Below are 19,174 nucleotides of genomic sequence, written 5' to 3' on the forward strand. Positions count from 1 at the left end.
ATTGAGTTGATGATATGACGACAACGAAAGTAAACAGGTGGGTCGCTGCGCTGCTGCTGGGCTCCGCAACACTAAGCTGCGCGCTGGCGCAGGAGACGGCGCCGGTGGCTACCGCCGCGAAACCCGCATTACAGGCGGTAACGCCGGAGGCGGGTGCGCCGCTGCGTAGCAGTCAGCTGAATTTTCTGACGCTGGCACCGCCGCCGGGCAGCATGATGCTCAGCGGAACGCGCAGCACTGGCCAGATCGAGTTCGGTGTACGCAGTGATGAGGTGGTGACGCGTGCGCTGCTTAATCTCAGCTTTCGCCCCTCGCCCGCGCTGCTGCCCACGCTGTCGCAGCTGAAAATCTACCTCAATGATGAGCTGGTGAGCCTGATTACCCTGACGCCGGAGCAGATGGGTAAAGAAAATCAGATGCAGCTGGCGATCGACCCCCGGTTTATCAGCGACTTTAACCGCCTGCGCTTTGAGCTGGTGGGACACTATGCAAACATCTGCGAAAATCCGGCCAACAGCACCATCTGGCTTGATATCGGGAAAGAGAGCGGGATGGATCTGACGCTGCAGAAACTGCCGCTGAAAAACGACCTCTCTCACTTCCCGGAGCCCTTCTTTGACGCCCGTGATAAGCGGCCGCTGACGCTGCCGATCGTGTTTGCCGCCGGGCCGGACATTAAACAGCAGCGCGCCGCCGCCATCCTCGCCTCGTGGTTTGGCAGCAAAGCCGCCTGGCGCGGACAGCGTTTTCCGGTGCTCTACAATCAGCTGCCCCGGGAGCAGCATGCGGTTGTCTTTGCCACCAACGATGCCCGTCCGGCGTTCCTGAACGATCTGCCTCCGGTGATGAAGCCGACCGTCGCGATGGTCAGCCAGCCTGACAATCCTTATGAAAAGATGCTGCTGATCCTGGGTCGCAATGATGACGATCTGCTGACGGCGGTGCAGGGGATTGCACAGGGTGAGTTGCTGCTACGCGGCGACACCGCGACCATTGATCACGTCACGCAGCTGGTGCCGCGTCAGCCTTATGATGCGCCCAACTGGGTACGCACCGATCGCCGCACCACCTTTGCGGAGCTGTCGCAGTATGAGAACCAGCTACAGTCTGACGGACTGCAGCCCAACCCGGTCAGCCTGACGCTGAATCTGCCGCCCGATCTCTTCCTGGTGCGCGCGCGGGGTATTGATATGGATCTGAGCTATCGCTACACCTCGCCGCTTCAGGAGGATGGCTCGCGGCTGGCCGTTAACCTGAATAATCAGTTTATTCAGGACTATCCGCTGATGCCCAAAAATACCGCCGGGCAGCAGCTGCTGCATATTCCGCTGATTCAGGGCATGCAGGATAAGAATCATGAACTGCGCATTCCGGCGTTGCGCCTGGGTGTCGTCAACCAGCTGCGTTTCGATTTTGACTATGCCAATACCTTTATCGGCGGCACAGCTGACGGCCGCTGCGAAACCGTGACCCCGGTCGGCCATCATGTGGTACTGGATGAGAGTTCCAGCATCGACTTCTCTGGCTATCGTCACTATATCGAAATGCCCTCACTGCAGACCTGGGCAAACGCAGGCTTCCCCTTCAGCCGCCTGGCCGATCTTTCTCAGACGCTGGTGCTGGTTCAGCCCAATCCGGATGTACAGCAGGTCAGTACGATGCTGAACGCGCTGGGTAATATTGGCGCACAGACCGGCTATCCGGCGCTGCGCGTGCAGCTGACCGATGACTGGGGCAGCGCGAAAAAACAGGATGCGGATCTGCTGATGATCGGCGGTATCCCAGCCGATCTGCAGGATGACCAGCGGATCAGTGCGCTGGTGGAAGCCACTGCAAGCTGGCTGAAAAAACCGGCGCGTCAGACCGTTCAGCAGACACAGCCACTGAGCCCGGCTGAACGGACGGCAGAAAGTCGTACCGCGATTGGCTCCCGGGGGCCGCTGGCAACCGTGATTGGTTTCCAGTCACCCTTTAACGATCAGCGCAGTGTTGTGGCGTTGCTGGCCGATGGCAGTCCGCGAAGCTGGCAGTTGCTTGATGACGCTCTGCAGGACAGTGGCAAGCGCAGCGCGATCTCCGGCTCCACCGCCATTATCCGCGAGTCGGGTGTCAACAGCCTTCGCGTCGGAGAAACCTACTTCGTGGGTCATCTTCCATGGTGGGAACGGCTCTGGGCCTCGATTGCGCCCCATCCGTTCTGGCTGGCGCTGTGTGCTGTGCTGGTTGTCGTGCTGTTTGCGCTGCTGGTCTGGCGTCTGATGCGTCTGGTGGCACACCGCCGTCTGCTTGATGATGAAGATGAATAAGGCGCCTCTGCTGCGGGCTGGCGTCCTGATCGGTGTGCTGAGTGCGCTGCCGGGGCAGGCTGCGCCAGTCGATGGGCCGCAGGTTTCACCGGTCGACTGGCTGCTGACTCAGGTTCGCATCGGTGAATCGACCAATAAATATGAGCTGGTGCAGCAGTCGCTCTACCGGCTGGAGAAGATAGACCCGGATAATCCCCAGGTTCTGGCAGCGCGCTTGCGGCTGGCGCTCCATCAGGGCGATATCGCGGCGGCGCAGACGCTGCTGGATCAACTCAACCGGCAGGCTCCCGGCTCGGCGGCGGCGCGTGAGTCGGCGGCGGGTCTGCGCATGATGTCTCCTGACGGGCGGCAGCAGCTGCAGCAGGCGCGCCTGCTGGCCACCTCGGGCCGTCTGGCAGAGGCGAAAAACACCTATGACGCACTGTTCGGTGGGGTATTTCCCAATCCGGACATCGCACTGGAGTACTGGCGGCTGCTGGCGCGCCTCCCTGGCCAGCAGGATCGGGTCTGGCAGCAGCTCCAGATGCTGGAGCAGCGTTATCCCGGTAACGTCGGAGTGGGACTGCAGATTGCCCGCATGGCGTTCGATCGGCAGCAGCCGGATCAGGCTACCGCACAACTGAAGCGGCTGGCGGAGAGCAGCGGCGGCCGCGATGCGGCGGCTGATCTCTGGCTGCAGCACATCAACGATCAGACCATCAGTGACAGCAGCCTGGCGCAGCTTAACGCGTATCTGGCTGTGTTTACCGATGGCGAGCCCCATCAGCAGGGTGTAGAGGCGCTGAACAGACAGCAGAAGACCCTGGCCGATCCCGCCTATCGCGCACGGATGCGGGCGCTGGCGCTGGTGGAGGCGGGCAATGTGAACCAGGCAACGAGTGCGTTGAACCGGGCACTGAAGGCCAGGCCTGATGATGCTGAACTGATGGGCGCTATGGGGCAGACCCAGGCCCGGGCGGGCCATCGCGACACCGCCATTCTCTGGCTGGAACGTGCTATCAAAGCAGGTCAGCAGAGCACACTGGTTGGCAAATGGCAGTCACTGCTGCAGACCAGCCGCTACTGGCTGGCGATAGAGCAGGGTGATAAGGCGCTGGCGCAGCATGATATTGACGGTGCTGAACGGTACTACCGGACGGCACAAACGTTTGACAGCAGCGACAGTTATGCGCTGATTGGGCTGGGCGATGTGGCGATGGCGCGTAAAAACAGCGCCGCGGCTGAACAGCGCTGGCAGCGTGCGCGCCAGCTTGACGGATCCAATATCACTGCAGTACGGCGGCTGGCGGCGCTCTATCAGACGATTTCGCCCGCCCGCGAAATGGCGTTCATCAATTCATTACCGGCCGCACAGCAGCATGCCCTGGCTGACACGCTGCGCGCACTGCGCAGTGACAGCCTGCGTGCGGAAGCCGACGCCCTGGCGCAGCAGGCTCGCTGGCCGCAGGCTGCAGACAAATATCGCCAGGCGCTGACGCTGGCACCGGATGATGTCTGGCTCAGCTACCGGCTGGCGGGCGCACTGCGCAATCATGGCGACAGCCAGCAGGCAAATGCGGTCATGCGTGCCGTGGCGCAGCAGCATCCGCAGGATCCTGCGGCCCTTTATGCTACCGCACTCTGGTTTTCGGGCAACGATGACGACCGATCGGCACTGGCTACGCTGCAGCGTCTGCCTGAGGGGCAATGGAGCAGTGACATGCGTCAGCTCGCTGAACGCCTGAAGCAGAATCAGATCTTTGCCCGGGCCGACAGGCTGCGTGAAGCAGGCCAGGAGCAGACAGCCATCGCACTGCTTGAGCAGCAGCCGGTTTCCGGGCGGCGCGATCTGACGCTGGCCGACTGGGCACTGGCGCGCGGTAACGCACAACAGGCGCTGACAGGCTATCAGCAAGTGCTGTCGGGACAGCCGGACGACGGTGATGCGACACTGGGACGCATTGAGGCGCTGATAGCCCTGCAACGCAACGATGAGGCACGGCAGGCGCTGGCGCAACTGCCGCAGCCGCCGTCGCAGCCGGGGCTGAATACGGTGCGCCGCGTTGCGCTGGCCTGGCAGGCTGTGGGGGAAACCGCGCGGGCCGCCGCACTGTTCGCTGAACAGAAACAGCGCGCCGCATCGCTGCCGCCGTCACAGGCTAAGGCGCTGCTGTTCCGGGATGCGGCCCGGCTGGAGCGCATTCAGCAGCAGCCTGAACAGGCGCTGGCAGATTATCGCCAGGCGCTGACGGCCAGCGGTATCGAAAGCAGTGGCAACATCAGTCGTGCCACACGTAACGATCCCCAGGATGACTGGCTGAAGCGCAGCCTTCGCAGCGACACCGCCGATCTTTACCGTCAGCAGCAAACCACACTGACGCTGCAGCAGGACTACTCACGTAACCGTGGCACCGGCGGCATCTCTGATTTTACGGCACACACTACGATGCTGCAGGCGGAACATCCGTTTGCTGACGGACGCGGCTTTTTCCGCGTGGATCAGGTGAACCTTTCTGCCGGCACGTTTGCGACCCGCAACGGCAGCATTGATGAACGCTTTGGCAGCTGTGATGACGCCAATTCGGGCGGATGCCGGGGTCAGACTCATCAGCGTGACAGCGGCACAGCGCTGGGCGCAGGCTGGCATAACGGGGTCTGGTCAGCCGACCTGGGCACCACGCCGCTGGGTTTCGAGGTAACAAACTGGACCGGCGGCCTGAGCTGGAAAACGGATATCCGCGATCTCGGTGTGACGCTGACCGCCTCACGCCGGCCCATCACCAGTTCGCTGCTGGCCTACGCGGGCACACGCGATCCGGCCGCCAGCGGGGGAAAAGCTGGGGCGGTGTGGTGGCCACCGGCGGCAGCATCGGGCTGAGTTACGATCAGGGTGGCGCGCACGGCGTCTGGGGCGATATCAGTGCGCATCAGATCACCGGTAAAAACGTTGCTGACAACAGCCGCGAGCGCCTGATGGGGGGCTACTACTACAAGCTGATCAACAGCGATAACCGCCGCGCCACCGTCGGGCTGAACAGTATGCTCTGGCATTATCAGAAGGATCTCAGCGACTACACGTTTGGTCAGGGTGGCTACTACAGTCCGCAGCAGTATCTCTCCTTTTCTGTGCCGGTGACCTGGCGGCAGCGAACAGAGAACTGGTCGTTTGATCTCGGCGGGTCACTTTCCTGGTCGCATTCTGTTACCCATGCGCAGCAGCGTTATCCGGTCAATCCCGGCTTCGCGCTTGCCAGCAACCCCTCTTCCGCCAGCAGTACCGGCGGCGGAGTGGGCTACACGCTGCAGGCGGTGGTGGAACGACGGCTGACGTCAGACTGGTTTATCGGCGCAGGTGTCGATATCCAGCAGGCGAAAGATTATACGCCGAGCCATGGTCTGCTCTATGTACGCTACGCGGCCGGAGGCTGGGAAGGCGATGCTGATATGCCGCCACAGCCGCTGAGTCCTTACGCAGATTTTAAATAATCCCGGGCGGGGAAAAGCCGGACTTTTCAGACGGTAAAAAAGTCAGTTTATGAGATATACTGACCCGCATTCACCTGTCTGCTATCTGGGCTTTTTCATCCTCGGGAGAGAATTTTTGCGCGTAAGCCGGTCACTTACGATAAAGCAGATGGCGACAGTTTCGCTGGTTGCAGTTATCGCCATCAGTATTTTTATCGTCATCCAACTGTTTCATTTTGTGCAGCAGCGCAGGATTGACTATGCCCAGCAGATGGAAAACATCGCCCACACCGTCCGTCAGCCGCTGTCGGAAGCAGTGCTGCGCGCAGACATTTCACAGGCCGAACGCATTCTTCACTCTCTGAAACCGGCCGGGATTTTATCGCGCGCCGATGTGGTGCTGCCGAATGCGTTTCAGGCACTGCACGCCGACTTCGAAACGGAAAAACCGGTGCCGCGTCTGGTGGCCCGGCTGTTTGAGCTGCCAGTGCAGATCACCCTGCCGCTCTATTCGGTCGAGAATACCGGCATGCCAAAGCCGCTGGCTTATCTGGTGCTGCAGGCGAACTCGACGCGCGTCTACCAGTTTATCCTCAGCACACTGTCGACCATGATTATCACCTATCTGCTGCTGGCGCTGATCCTGTCCGTGTCGATCAGCTGGTGTATCAACCGGCTGGTGGTGCATCCGCTGCGCAGCCTCGCGCGTGAGCTGCAGGAGCTGCCGCCGCAGTCGATTCTGACGCACAAACTCGCCCTGCCGCAGAGCCATCGCGATGACGAAATCGGCATGCTGATCCGAAGTTACAACCGCAATCAGCAGGTGCTGGAGTCGATACACGATGAAATGAGCCGGCTGACCACCCACTTTGCTGTCACTGACCTGCCAAACCGCACGCTGTTTCTGGCGCTGGTCGAGCAGTATATGTGCAGTCCTGAACGCGCGCTGGGCCTGATGGTGATCCGCATCGAAACGCTGCAGGAAGCCAACGGCGTACTGAGCGACGAACAGCGCGATACGCTGATGCTGACGCTGGTGGAGAAGATCCGCCACACGCTGGATGACCACACGCTGCTGGCGCAGACCGGCGTCAGCGATTTTGTCCTGCTGATGAAGCGCGCCAGCAATCCTTTCCGCGCGCTGCGTCTGGCTCGCAATCTGATGATTCGCCTGAATCAGCCGGTTAATCTGCATCAGCTGCAGCTGCGTCCTAACGTCAGCATCGGCCTGGCACTGCGCGACGACCAGCCACTGAGCGCGAACGAGCTGCTTGACCGTGCTACCTCGGCAATGATGTCCGCCCGTCATCAGGGCAAAAATCAGATCCTGTTTTTTGACGCTGCGCTGACGGAGCGCGCGCAGAAGCGTCTGACGCAGGAGCATGACATTCTGCAGGGACTGCACGATGAGCAGTTTGCGCTCTATCTGCAGCCTCAGGTTGATATGCGCACCGGCATCTTAACCGGCGCGGAAGCACTGCTGCGGATGCGCCAGCCGGACGGCAGCTATGGTCTGAGTGAAGAGTTTATCGCCAGCGCCGAAGAGATTGGGGTGATCAGCGCAATTGGCCGCTGGGTGTTTGAAGAGGCGTGCCGCATTCTGGCGGGCTGGCAGCGGCAGGGCATCATGCTGCCGCTGAGTGTCAACATTTCTGCAGTCCAGCTGCGGGATACCAGTGTGGTTTCTCATCTGCAATCACTGCTGACGCGCCACCGTATTGCCCCCGGCACGCTGGTGCTGGAAGTGACAGAAACGGCGCAGCTTGAAGATGCACAGCAGTCGATGTCGATGCTGCGTATGCTCCAGCAGACCGGCGTGGCGGTAGCCCTGGACGATTTCGGTATGGGCTACTCCAACCTCAACTATCTGCATCAGCTGAAAGCGTTGCCCGTTAACAAGCTGAAGATGGACCGCAGCTTTGTGGCGGCGTTGCCGGATGATGACACCATGGTCTGCATTGTCGCGGCTATCGCTGAGATTATGCACCTTGAGGTGATCGCCGAAGGCGTAGAGACTGCCGAACAGCGTGACTGGCTGCTGGCACGGGGTATCGCTATTGGTCAGGGCTATTTCTACGCGGAAGCCCTGCCGGTAAGCCGCTTTAATACGTGCTGGATTGAAAAATCCTCACCGGCGGAATAGTTACCTGATTCATTGATTTTGCGAGAATTTTAGTTACAAAACCCCTTGCTGAAGCGTTTCAGTTCAGAAATACGGCCCCAGGGTTTCCCGGGGCTTTGCCACCCTGTATTAATCACGTAAACAGAGTGTTATTTTCGGGTTACTGTCAGGCGCCGCCGCCGTTGCCCGTCAGTCACAATAACAAATCCGACAACATCACCTCATGGCGTTAGTGGACATCTGTTTATGAAAACTTCACTTTTTAAAAGCCTTTATTTCCAGGTGCTGATGGCTATTGGCATCGGCGTATTGTTAGGCCATTTCTACCCCGAGTTAGGGACCCAGATGAAGCCGCTGGGAGATGGCTTTGTTAAATTGATCAAGATGATTATCGCCCCGGTTATTTTCTGTACCGTGGTGACCGGCATCGCGGGCATGGAAAGCATGAAAGCGGTCGGCCGGACCGGTGCCGTTGCGCTGCTCTATTTTGAAATCGTCAGTACCATTGCGCTGATTATCGGCCTGATAGTGGTGAACGTGGTGCAGCCGGGTGCCGGGATGAACGTCGATCCGGCCACCCTGGATGCCAAAGCCGTGGCGGTTTATGCGCAGCAGGCCGAACAGCAGGGCATCGTCGCCTTCCTGCTGGATGTGATCCCCAACAGCGTGATTGGTGCCTTTGCCAGCGGTAACATCCTGCAGGTATTGCTGTTTGCCATTCTGTTTGGTTTTGCCCTGCATCGTCTGGGAAATACCGGCACGCTGATTTTCAACGTGATTGAAAGCTTCTCTAAGGTGATCTTCGGCATCATTAACATGATCATGCGTCTGGCACCGATAGGGGCATTTGGCGCGATGGCGTTCACCATCGGTAAATATGGCGTGGGTTCGCTGGTGCAGCTCGGCCAGCTGATTATCTGCTTCTATATCACCTGTGTGCTGTTTGTCGTGATCGTGCTGGGGCTGATTGCCCGCCTGTTTGCCGGCTTCAGTATTTTTAAATTCATCGCCTATATCAAAGAAGAGCTGCTGATTGTCCTCGGTACCTCCTCTTCGGAGTCTGCGTTGCCGCGCATGCTGGACAAGATGGAAAGACTGGGCTGTAAGAAGTCGGTAGTGGGGCTGGTCATTCCTACGGGTTACTCTTTTAACCTCGATGGCACCTCAATCTACCTGACCATGGCCGCCGTGTTTATTGCGCAGGCAACCAATGCGCACATGGACATCTTCCATCAGATTACGCTGCTGGTGGTACTGCTGCTCTCCTCGAAAGGGGCGGCCGGGGTAACCGGAAGCGGCTTTATCGTCCTGGCCGCGACGCTCTCTGCGGTGGGTCATCTGCCGGTAGCGGGTCTGGCGCTGATTCTCGGGATCGATCGCTTTATGTCTGAAGCGCGTGCCCTGACGAATCTGATCGGCAACGGTGTGGCGACCGTAGTGGTCGCGAAGTGGGTCGATCAGCTGGACCACAAACAGCTCGACGACACCCTGGCAGGCCGGAATAAGGTGAATAAAGCGTCTGAATCTTCAGTTTAATCATTGAATTTCACTTAAATCTCCACAAATGCCCGCTGTCGCTTGCCCTGACAGCGGGCATTTGCATAATGAACCCCACTTGTTTTTTTGACGTTTTTCACTTCGCTGCGCGACATCCTGAACTTCCTGTGGTCAAACACAATGTTGTTGGATAACAGCGCGAATCGGCGCCCGCCGATTCGTCAATAACAGCGGCTCTACGCGCCAGTGATAACAATATTTGAATTATTTGAGTAGGGGTTCACATGCAGGGCACCAGAATTCGGCTTTTGGTTGGTGGATTAGTGCTGGCTGCGACCAGCTATGGTCTCCAGGCAGAAACGCTGCAACCGGATCCGGCCTGGCAGGAAGGCAAGCTGGATAATGGATTCAACTGGCAGTTACTGGCGACACCACAACGCCCCAGCGATCGCATTGAACTGCGGCTGGTGGTTAACACCGGATCGCTGGTGGAAAGTGCGCAACAGACCGGTTTCAGCCATCTGCTGCCGCGTCTGGCGATGGTACACAGCACCGCGCTGGATACGCAGCAGCAGCGCGCGCTGTGGCAACAGGCAATGGATCCTCAGCATCCGCTACCGCCCGCGATCGCCTCTTATGATTACACCCAGTATAATCTGAGCCTGCCCAACAACCGTCCCGAGCTGCTGAAAGAGGCCCTCAGCTGGCTGGCCGCGACAGCGGGCAGTATGGCCATTACCGACGCGGTCGTTAATACCGCCCTCAGTGCCTCCGATCCGGTTGTCACCTGGCCAAAAGATCCTCAGGATGTCTGGTGGCGTTATCGCCTGAAAGGTTCTGCGCTGCTGGCTCACGACCCTGCAGCACAGCCACGTGCGCCGGTGGATTTAACGCAGCTCAATGATTTTTATCATCAGTGGTATACCCCGGATGCGATGACGCTCTATGTCGTCGGCAATGTCGACAGCCGCAACCTCTCTGAACAGATCAACAAAACCTTCTCGGCGTTAACCGGCAAACGGGAAACGCCTGCACCTCTGCCTACTCTGTCACCGCTGCCGCATGAACCGGTGAATCTGGTCAGCGGCAACATGACGCAGGATCGCCTCTCGCTGGTGTGGGACACGCCGTGGCAGCCGATTCGTGACTCGCAGAATCTGCAGCGTTACTGGCAGGGCGATCTGGCCCGCGAAGCGCTGTTCTGGCATGTTCAGCGTGCTCTGAGTGACAGCAAAGCCCAGGGCATTCAGGTCGGCTTCGATTGTCGTGTGCTTTATCAGCGTGCACAGTGTTCCATCAATATGGACGGCCGCAACGACAGCCTGGCGCAGAATATGAGTCTGGTGGCGCGTGAGCTGGCAAACGTACGTGACAAGGGCTTACCGCAGGAGGAATTTGATGCGCTGATGGCGCAGAAGCTGCTGGAGCTGAACAAGCTGTTTACCACTTACGCCCGCACTGACACCGATGTGCTGATGAGTCAGCGCCTGCGCTCTCAGCAGAACGCCGTGGTAGATATCGCGCCTGAACAGTACCAGAAACTGCGTCAGACGTTCCTGGCCGGTCTGACTCGCGAGCAGTTAAATCAGGAACTGCGTCAGCAGCTGACGCAGGAACTGATGATGGTACTGATTCAGCCGGAAGGCGAGGCGGAAACGAACGTGAAGAGCCTGCAGAACAGCTGGGATAAAGTGATGGCCCCGTCGTCAGCAGCACCGGCGACCGGCAGTGAAGCCGGTGCGCCGGAGAGCAACGTCAACAAAGACATTCCGCCCGCCGCCTGATATCAGGTCTTTGCCCTGAGCCACTCGGTCACTAACATCGGCCAGCTGGCGAGGGGCAGGTCGGCCACGCCACGGATACCAAATCCGTGTCCGCCTTTCTGATAAAAATGCACCTCTGCCGGAACCTTGTGTTCACGCAGTGCGCCAAAAAACGCCATGCTGTGGTTCACCGAGACGGCTTCGTCGTCAGCGGCGTGGATGAGCAGCGTTGGCGGCACCAGTGGATGAACACGGGTTTCCAGTGAGTAGGCCTCAATCGTTTTCTGATCGGGCCACGCCCCCAGCAGACGGGTTCGCGCACCTTCATGCGCGATGCCGTCACGCATGCTGATCACCGGATAGACCAGAATCATCGCATCCGGACGCGGCGAGAAATTTTCTGCGCCATCCTGCACCGGATAGAGTTTCTCCGCAAAGCGCGTGCCCAGACTGGCTGCCACATGGCCACCCGCCGAAAAGCCCATCATCACGATGTATTTGCCATTAAGACCGCGCTGCGCCCGTTCACGCAGGACGCGTACGGCACGCTGCGCATCCGCCAGCGGCGCGTCGGGACCTTCATGATGACCATCATAGGGCAGGCGATAGGTCATCACTGCGAGGGTGTAACCCATCGAGGTGAAGAAGGTCGCCAGCGCGCTGCCTTCACGATCGATCATCACCCGCTGATAACCCCCGCCCGGTGCGACCAGCAGGGTGATACCGTTCGATTCGACCGGGTGCCAGAGCGCGATCTCCGGACAGCGCACGCCCGTCGCCGCGCGATCGTAAGGTTCATACTCTTTTGCCATGTCGACAATCTGCGGCTGTGCGCGTGAATCGCTGGCGCCAGGTGCATCACCGTGTGGCCAGATATTAATAATTTCTGTGTGCATAAGTAGATCCTGATGCGAAGAGTCTTTTAATTTTTGTTCGCGGCCGGAGAGAACAGCGTCCTGCTGTCTTTTGATTAAAAGATGGTCTTTTTTCAGGCGGTCGTCCATCCGAAAAGGGTAAAACGCTCCAGATTCGGACTATGCCTGGTGGCCGATTTATTGGCTTAACTGATTAATATTGATAGATAAATTATAAGAGGTGTTTAAGGTGAGATGATGCCGGGACGTGGATTTAAGCCGCAATTTTTCTGCCTAATCTAAATAGCTGGCAGAGGCCACTTTGTTAGCCGAAATTAACCGGATATCACACTGCCAGCGCTTAAGGCGGAATAATGATTCTGGCGATAGCGTCAGCCCGATCGGCTGCTGCGGCTAACGTACCCGCTTCATTGACAGCTGCAGCAACAGAAAAGCGTCTCTGCTGCTGCTCAGACGGCCTGTAAGGCCATGCTGGCAGACATTCAGGGTGAGAGGCCCTGACCGCTCTGCTCATACATCCGGGGGCGTTCTGCCGCACTCAGTGCGCTTCATACCTTAATGATTCTGACTGCCTTTCAGTAACGTCTCTGTTCCATGCAAAGAGAGAAGCTGTTGTGTCAGCCGTACCCATTCACTATGTAACGTGCGATCAGTCAGGCATCGCCTCTGCCGGAATAATGGCACCGCGATGCTGAATCACGGTGCTGGCAAGCTGGTGTCCGCGCTGCGCGGCGGCGTCTGCGGCGGCACCGGTCAGGCGGCGCGCCAGATAACCGGCGCTGAACGAATCCCCGGCTGCAGTGGTATCAATCACCTTCTCCTTCGCCAGACGGACCGCTGGAACCTCGATCAGCGGCGCATCATCAAGCGCCACCAGGCAGGCGTCTGCGCCCCGTTTAATCACGATCTCGCGGGCACCCGCCTGGCGGGTGCGGGCGATAACCTCATCCAGCGGCTGTTCGCCCCACAGCAGATGCTCATCATCCAGCGTCAGGAAGGCGATATCGGTATGGCTGAGCATCGCGCGGTAGGCGGCCTGTGCGCAGGCCCGGTCGGCCCAGAGTCGCGGACGGTAGTTGTTATCAAAAATGATCTGGCCGCCATTCGCCCGACAGCGAGCCAGCAGCGCCATCAACCTGTCACGACTCGCGGATGGCAGAATCGCCAGGCTGATGCCGCTGAGATAGAGGTAATCATAGTGCGTGAGCTGTTCGGCGATGGCTGCCGACTGTGGGCTGTCGAGCCAGTAACGCGCCGCCGCATCGCTGCGCCAGTACCAGAATGTACGTTCACCCGTATCATCGGTTTCAATGACGTAGAGGCCCGGCATTTTATTGTTGAGACGCTGAATCAGGCCGGTGTTGATCTGCTCCTGCTGCCAGGCGGCGATCATCTGGTCGCTGAACGAATCGGTTCCCAGCGCAGTGACATAATCGACCCGCAGCTGCTGTTCATCAACCTGGCGGGCGAGGTAGACCGCAGTGTTGAGCGTATCGCCGCCAAAACCCCGTTTAATGTTCTCACCCTTTTCAGACAACTCAATCATGCATTCGCCAATGATGGCGATTTTCTTTTGCGTCATGACTCTGCACCCCCAGTGAAATATCGCTCCAGTCTCGCGTCTGGTATGGCAGACGTCAACATTTTTAAAACGGTGTTTTAATTTAGCTTAAGGTGCTGAAAAGGGCTGGTCTGGCCGATAAAAGCGGCTAATTTCAGCCTGTTTTGCCGATTATCTTAGCGAAGCGGCTGATAAACTCCCGGTTTTATGTGGCCGGGTTCTTCATCTTATTATCCCAGGCAATCCCGATTATCGCGGCAGCGTCTCCCATGCTGGAGACCCGTTACTCACCAGGAAAAAAACATGGTAATGGAGAGTATTCTTCAAAGGCTGCCGTCTTTAACTGACCCCCATCCCTGTACGGAAAGCCCGCTCTTCTGGCAACAATGTCAGCGGCACTATCGCTTCCAGCCGATCTATCGGGTAACCGGTCGGTTGCTTGCTATCGAACTGCTGACTGCCGTTTCTCATCCCGGTGCACCGGATCAGCCGCTTTCGCCCGAAGCCTGGTTTGCCGGGCTCGATATTGCACAGCGCCTGAACGTGGTCCATGAGCAGCTGGCGCTCCTCATGCAGTGGTCATCCTTTTTTGAGCGCCATGAAGTGATGGCGTCGGTCAACATTGACGGCGCTTCTCTGCTCGCCATTCAGCACCGACCCGCAATGCGACATCTTATCGCCCGTCTGCCCTGGCTGCGCTTTGAACTTACCGAGCATCAGGCGCTGCCACAGCCGGAGAAAGTGGCAAAAATAGCCGAGCTGGGTCCGCTGTGGCTGGATGATTTTGGCTCGGGAATGGCGAACTTTTCGGCGCTGACTGAACTGCAATATGACTACATTAAGCTATCACGCGACCTCTTTATGCTGCTGAACAGCAGCGATGAAGGACGCGGCCTGTTTCCGACACTGCTGGCACTGATCAATCGCTACTGCAACGGCGTGATCGTAGAAGGCGTGGAAACCGACGCACAGTGGCAGCAGGTCAAAGCCTCGTCAGCGATTGCAGCGCAGGGCTACTTCTTTTCGCGTCCGGTTCCATTTTCCGAACTGGATCACCTCACTCTCCAGCTTCCCTGATGCCGTTATCCGTGGTCTCGACTATCTTTAACCCAGACCGTGAATGTGCAAGGAGAAAGCGTAATGTCGCGTACCGGGAAAATAGTCAGCTGGGTCGCGGGAATTCTGGTGCTGTTGATTGTGGTGATCATCGTCATCATCGCAACCTTTGACTGGAACCGCCTGAAACCCACCATTAATCAGAAAGTCTCGACCGAGTTAAACCGGCCCTTTGCGATTCGGGGAGACCTGGGTGTCGACTGGGTGCGTCATCGTGACGAATCAGGCTGGCGGCGCTGGGTGCCGTGGCCGCAGCTGCATGCGGAAGATATCATGCTGGGCAACCCGCCTGGCATTTCTGACGTGACCATGGTGCATCTGCAGCGGGCTGATGCGACGCTGGCCCCGCTGTCGCTGCTGCATAAAGAGCTGTTTATCCCCTGGATTAAACTGCAGCGGCCTGATGCCCGGCTGATCCAGACGGCCGATAAGAAGAACAACTGGACGTTTGATCTCGCCAGCAGTGACAGCGATGAGAAGGCGAATACGCCATCCGCCTGGTCATTCCGCCTGGATAATATTCTGTTTGATCAGGGCCAAATCCGCTATCGCGACGCGGTTAACCGCGCGGACGTCACGGTTCAGATCAATCCGCTGGGAAAACCGGTGCCCTATGCGCAGATTGCCGGCGGCGATGACCAGCAGAAGGGCGCAGGCGACTTCGTCTTCGGCTGGAAGGCTAATGGCCGCTACAACAACGAAGAGTTGAGTGGCGAGGGAAAGATCGGTGGCATGCTGTCGCTGCGCAGTCAGAATACCCCGTTCCCGATTCAGGCCGATGTCCGTAATGGTACTACCCGCGTTCAGGTGACGGGGGGCCTGCAGGACCCGATGAACCTTGGCGGACTTAACGTGCGGCTGCGTTTCTCTGGCGATACGCTGGCGAACCTGTATGGTCTGACCGGCGTCCTGCTGCCGGACACCCCGCCGTATGAAACGGACGGTCATCTGATCGCAAAATTCAGCGGTAAAAAGGGCGCGGTCTACCGCTATGAAAAATTCAACGGTCATATTGGTGACAGCGATATTCACGGAACGCTGGTCTACAGTCAGGGTAAACCCCGCCCGACCCTCACTGGCGAACTGACCTCTGAGCAGCTGCGGATGGCCGATCTGGGACCGCTGATTGGTGTGGATTCCGGCAAAGGCAGCGAGAAAACGGCACAGGCGAAAGCCCGGCGCGGTGAGAAATCGACTCAGCCTGCTGACCGCGTGCTGCCACACGATAAGTTTGAAACCAAAAGCTGGGACGTCATGGATGCCGACGTGAAGTTCAGTGGCAAACGTATCGAACACAGCAATTCGCTGCCACTAAGCGATCTCTATACTCACCTGCAGATGAAAAACGGTGACCTGCTGCTGGATCCGCTGCGCTTTGGTGTCGCAGGCGGCAACCTGAACAGCACTATCCGCCTTGAAGGCAGTCGCTCACCGATGCGCGGGCGTGTGGATTTGCATGCGCGTAAGCTACGCCTGCGTCAGATGTTCCCGGATGTGCAGGCGATGCAGAACAGCCTCGGCCAGCTTAACGGCGATGCCAGCTTCACCGGAACAGGGAACTCGGTGGCCGACCTGCTGGCGACCAGCAACGGCCAGCTTAAGCTGCTGATGAACGATGGCCTGATCAGCCGCAGCCTGATGGAGATTGCCGGCCTGAACGTCGGTAACTATCTGGTGGGCAAACTGTTTGGCGATGATCAGGTGCGTATCAACTGCGCCGCCACAGATATCCGGCTGCAGAACGGTCTGGCGACGCCTAACCTGTTTGTATTCGATACCGAGAACGCGATCATCAACGTGTCAGGCAACGCGAACTTTGCCAGTGAGCGGCTTGATCTCTCGGTCAATCCTGAGAGTAAAGGCATTCGTATCGTGACGCTGCGTTCGCCGCTCTATGTGCGCGGCACGTTTAAAAATCCTGACGCGGGCGTTAAGACGGGGCCGCTGCTGGCGCGCGGTGCCGCAGCCGTGGCGCTGGGCGCGGTGGTCGGTCCGGCCGCCGCGCTGCTGGCACTGATCTCCCCCAGCGACAACGAAGATAATCAGTGCAGCACCGTACTGCAGCAGATGAAACAGAAAAAGTGATCAGTTGCGGTAGAGCACTTTGATAATGTGATAACCAAAGCTGGTTTTTACCGGCCCGTAAGGCGTCAGCAGCGGGCAGGTAAAGACCGCTTTATCAAAGGCCGGTACCATCTGTCCCTGACGAAACTCCCCCAGATCGCCCCCTTTGCGGCCGGAAGGACAGGTTGAGTGTTTCTTTGCCAGTTGCTGGAAATTGCCGCCTTTCGCCAGTTTCGCCAGAATCTCTTTTGCCAGCGCTTCCTCTTTGACCAGGATGTGTAAAGCCGCCGCAGTTTTCGCCATGTTGGTATCTCGGTTGTGTATAATTGCCGCCCAGTATAAACCCCTTTCTTTTGATTCAATCAGGCGATTTCTTCTATGCGTTTAAACCCCAGCCAGCAACGTGCCGTCGAATTTGTTACCGGTCCCTGTCTGGTGCTGGCGGGCGCGGGGTCAGGTAAAACCCGCGTGATTACCAACAAAATTGCCCATCTGATTCGTGAATGCGGCTATCAGGCCCGCCATATCGCGGCAGTAACCTTTACCAACAAGGCTTCGCGCGAAATGAAAGAGCGTGTGGCGCAGACCCTGGGCCGTAAAGAGGCGCGCGGCCTGCTGATCTCAACATTCCATACGCTGGGCCTTGAGATCATTAAGCGCGAAACGGCGGCGTTGGGCATGAAGTCTAACTTCTCGCTGTTCGACGATCAGGATCAGTTCGCGCTGCTGAAAGAGCTGACGAAAGAGTGGCTGGAAGAGGATAAGACGCTGTTGCAGCAGCTCATCTCCACCATCTCAAACTGGAAGAATGATCTGGTCGATCCGCCAACCGCCACCGCGCAGGCGCGATCGCAGCAGGATCATATCTTTGCCCACTGCTACGCCCTTTACAGCCAGCATCTCAAATCGTGCAACGTGCTGGACTTTGACGATCTGATCCTGCTGCCGACGCTGCTGCTGCAGCGGAATCTGGAGGTGCGCGAACGCTGGCAGCAGCGTATCCGCTACCTGCTGGTGGATGAGTATCAGGATACCAACACCAGCCAATATGAGCTGGTAAAGCTGCTGGTCGGCGCGCGCGCGCGCTTCACGGTGGTGGGCGACGATGACCAGTCGATCTACTCCTGGCGCGGCGCACGGCCGCAGAATCTGGTGCTGCTGAACCAGGATTTCCCGGCGCTGGAGGTGGTCAAGCTGGAGCAGAACTACCGCTCATCGCAGCGCATCCTGAAAGCGGCAAATATCCTGATCGCCAACAATCCGCACGTTTTTGAAAAGCGGCTCTTTTCGGAGCTGGGGCAGGGCAGCGAACTTAAGGTGCTGACCGCCAACAGCGAGGAGCATGAAGCCGAACGGGTGACCGGCGAACTGATCGCGCATCACTTTATCAACCGTACGCAGTACAAAGATTACGCGATCCTTTACCGGGGTAACCACCAGTCGCGAACCTTTGAAAAGTTTCTGATGCAGAACCGCATCCCCTATCGCATCTCGGGCGGCACCTCGTTCTTCTCACGACCGGAGATCAAAGATCTGCTCGCCTACCTGCGCGTGCTGACCAATCCCGAGGATGACAGCGCATTTCTGCGGATCGTTAATACGCCGCGCCGCGAGATTGGCCCGGCCACACTGCAGAAACTCGGCGAGTGGGCCAACCTGCGCAGTAAAAGCCTGTTTAACGCCAGCTTTGACGTCGGGCTGGGGCAGACTCTTACCGGACGCGGTCTGGAACATCTGCAGCGGTTTACCCACTGGCTGAATGAGATTATCCAGCTGGCCGAACGCGAACCGGTCAACGCCGTCCGCGATCTGATCCGCGGCATCGACTACGAGAGCTGGCTGTTCGAAACCTCCGGCAGTCCGAAAGCCGCCGAGATGCGGATGAAGAACGTTAATACGCTGTTTCAGTGGATGACCGAAATGCTGGAAGGCAGCGATATCGACGAGCCGATGACGCTGGCGCAGGTCGTCACCCGCTTTACCCTGCGCGACATGATGGAGCGCGGTGAAAGCGATGAGGAGCTGGATCAGGTGCAGCTGATGACGCTGCACGCCTCAAAAGGGCTGGAGTTCCCCTATGTGTTCCTCGTCGGGATGGAAGAGGGGCTGCTGCCGCATCAGAGCAGCATCGATGAGAATAACATCGAAGAGGAGCGCCGTCTGGCTTACGTGGGCATCACCCGGGCGCAGAAAGAGCTGACCTTTACCCTGTGTCGTGAACGCCGGCAATATGGCGAGCTGGTCCGGCCTGAACCGAGTCGTTTTCTGCTGGAACTGCCGCAGGACGATCTGCAGTGGGAGACCGAGCGCAAGGTCGTCAGCGCCGAGGAGCGGATGAAAACCGGTCAGAGCCGGGTCGCCGGACTGAGAGCGATGCTGGATAAGGCCAAGAAAGGTTAAGGCGGGAAAACGGTGAGGCGAAGGGT

The 19,174-nt window shown here is 58.3% G+C and carries 10 protein-coding genes and 1 pseudogene; 8 read left to right on the forward strand and 3 right to left on the reverse strand.

Annotated elements, in window-relative coordinates:
• Positions 1 to 14 precede the first annotated feature (14 nt).
• From bcsB to ACLHDD_RS16050, 5 genes and pseudogenes are all read left to right on the forward strand, one after another.
• A complete protein-coding gene (gene bcsB / locus ACLHDD_RS16030; RefSeq protein ID WP_427104858.1) occupies positions 15 to 2,306 on the forward strand; it encodes a cellulose biosynthesis cyclic di-GMP-binding regulatory protein BcsB in 2,292 nt (763 codons plus the stop codon).
• A pseudogene (gene bcsC / locus ACLHDD_RS16035) lies at positions 2,299 to 5,771 on the forward strand (cellulose synthase complex outer membrane protein BcsC). Before bcsB ends, bcsC begins: the two are co-directional and overlap by 8 nt.
• 115 nt (positions 5,772 to 5,886) lie before the next feature.
• On the forward strand, positions 5,887 to 7,893 hold the full coding sequence (gene hmsP, locus ACLHDD_RS16040) for a biofilm formation regulator HmsP (protein ID WP_427104859.1): 2,007 nt from the start codon (positions 5,887 to 5,889) through the stop codon (positions 7,891 to 7,893).
• Positions 7,894 to 8,118: 225 nt separating this feature from the next.
• Positions 8,119 to 9,408, forward strand: coding sequence for a dicarboxylate/amino acid:cation symporter (locus tag ACLHDD_RS16045; protein ID WP_427104860.1), 1,290 nt, complete (start codon positions 8,119 to 8,121; stop codon positions 9,406 to 9,408).
• Positions 9,409 to 9,653: 245 nt separating this feature from the next.
• Positions 9,654 to 11,153, forward strand: coding sequence for a M16 family metallopeptidase (locus ACLHDD_RS16050; RefSeq protein ID WP_427104861.1), 1,500 nt, complete (start codon positions 9,654 to 9,656; stop codon positions 11,151 to 11,153).
• A gap of 2 nt (positions 11,154 to 11,155) precedes the next feature.
• Here the strand turns inward: ACLHDD_RS16050 and ACLHDD_RS16055 are convergent, their stop codons facing one another.
• Together ACLHDD_RS16055 and ACLHDD_RS16060 are read right to left on the reverse strand one after the other, a co-directional pair.
• A complete protein-coding gene (locus ACLHDD_RS16055; RefSeq protein ID WP_111139446.1) occupies positions 11,156 to 12,028 on the reverse strand; it encodes an alpha/beta hydrolase in 873 nt (290 codons plus the stop codon).
• Between the two features lie 628 nt (positions 12,029 to 12,656).
• A complete protein-coding gene (locus ACLHDD_RS16060; protein WP_427104862.1) occupies positions 12,657 to 13,589 on the reverse strand; it encodes a sugar kinase in 933 nt (310 codons plus the stop codon).
• A gap of 282 nt (positions 13,590 to 13,871) precedes the next feature.
• On the opposite strand from ACLHDD_RS16060, the gene pdeH reads away from it, so the two are divergent.
• Both pdeH and ACLHDD_RS16070 read left to right on the forward strand, forming a co-directional pair.
• The gene (gene pdeH, locus ACLHDD_RS16065; RefSeq protein ID WP_427104863.1) at positions 13,872 to 14,645 is read left to right on the forward strand and encodes a cyclic-guanylate-specific phosphodiesterase; all 774 of its coding nucleotides are present in this window, start codon (positions 13,872 to 13,874) and stop codon (positions 14,643 to 14,645) included.
• A 63-nt stretch (positions 14,646 to 14,708) separates the two neighbouring features.
• On the forward strand, positions 14,709 to 16,769 hold the full coding sequence (locus ACLHDD_RS16070) for an AsmA family protein (protein WP_427104864.1): 2,061 nt from the start codon (positions 14,709 to 14,711) through the stop codon (positions 16,767 to 16,769).
• On the opposite strand, the gene ppiC is transcribed toward ACLHDD_RS16070, so the two are convergent.
• Positions 16,770 to 17,051, reverse strand: a complete 282-nt coding sequence (gene ppiC / locus ACLHDD_RS16075) for a peptidylprolyl isomerase PpiC (RefSeq protein WP_111139451.1) — start codon at positions 17,049 to 17,051, stop codon at positions 16,770 to 16,772. It lies immediately after the preceding gene.
• Positions 17,052 to 17,126: 75 nt separating this feature from the next.
• Here ppiC and rep point away from each other — a divergent pair, with 75 nt between their 5' ends.
• Positions 17,127 to 19,148 (forward strand): DNA helicase Rep, encoded by a 2,022-nt coding sequence (gene rep, locus ACLHDD_RS16080; protein WP_427104865.1) that lies wholly within the window; start codon positions 17,127 to 17,129, stop codon positions 19,146 to 19,148.
• The last annotated feature ends 26 nt before the right edge of the window (positions 19,149 to 19,174 follow it).

Origin of the sequence: Pantoea sp. NSTU24 (assembly GCF_050157905.1) — a bacterium.
In the GTDB taxonomy this organism is placed as follows: Bacteria; Pseudomonadota; Gammaproteobacteria; order Enterobacterales; family Enterobacteriaceae; genus Pantoea.

Coding starts and splice junctions, on each gene's coding strand:
- ACLHDD_RS16055 (WP_111139446.1), bottom strand. CDS start 12,028: ATGCACACAGAAATTATTAATATCTGGCCACACGGTGATGCACCTGGC.
- ACLHDD_RS16060 (WP_427104862.1), bottom strand. CDS start 13,589: ATGACGCAAAAGAAAATCGCCATCATTGGCGAATGCATGATTGAGTTG.
- ACLHDD_RS16070 (WP_427104864.1), top strand. CDS start 14,709: ATGTCGCGTACCGGGAAAATAGTCAGCTGGGTCGCGGGAATTCTGGTG.
- pdeH (WP_427104863.1), top strand. CDS start 13,872: ATGGTAATGGAGAGTATTCTTCAAAGGCTGCCGTCTTTAACTGACCCC.
- ACLHDD_RS16050 (WP_427104861.1), top strand. CDS start 9,654: ATGCAGGGCACCAGAATTCGGCTTTTGGTTGGTGGATTAGTGCTGGCT.
- bcsB (WP_427104858.1), top strand. CDS start 15: ATGACGACAACGAAAGTAAACAGGTGGGTCGCTGCGCTGCTGCTGGGC.
- ppiC (WP_111139451.1), bottom strand. CDS start 17,051: ATGGCGAAAACTGCGGCGGCTTTACACATCCTGGTCAAAGAGGAAGCG.
- ACLHDD_RS16045 (WP_427104860.1), top strand. CDS start 8,119: ATGAAAACTTCACTTTTTAAAAGCCTTTATTTCCAGGTGCTGATGGCT.
- rep (WP_427104865.1), top strand. CDS start 17,127: ATGCGTTTAAACCCCAGCCAGCAACGTGCCGTCGAATTTGTTACCGGT.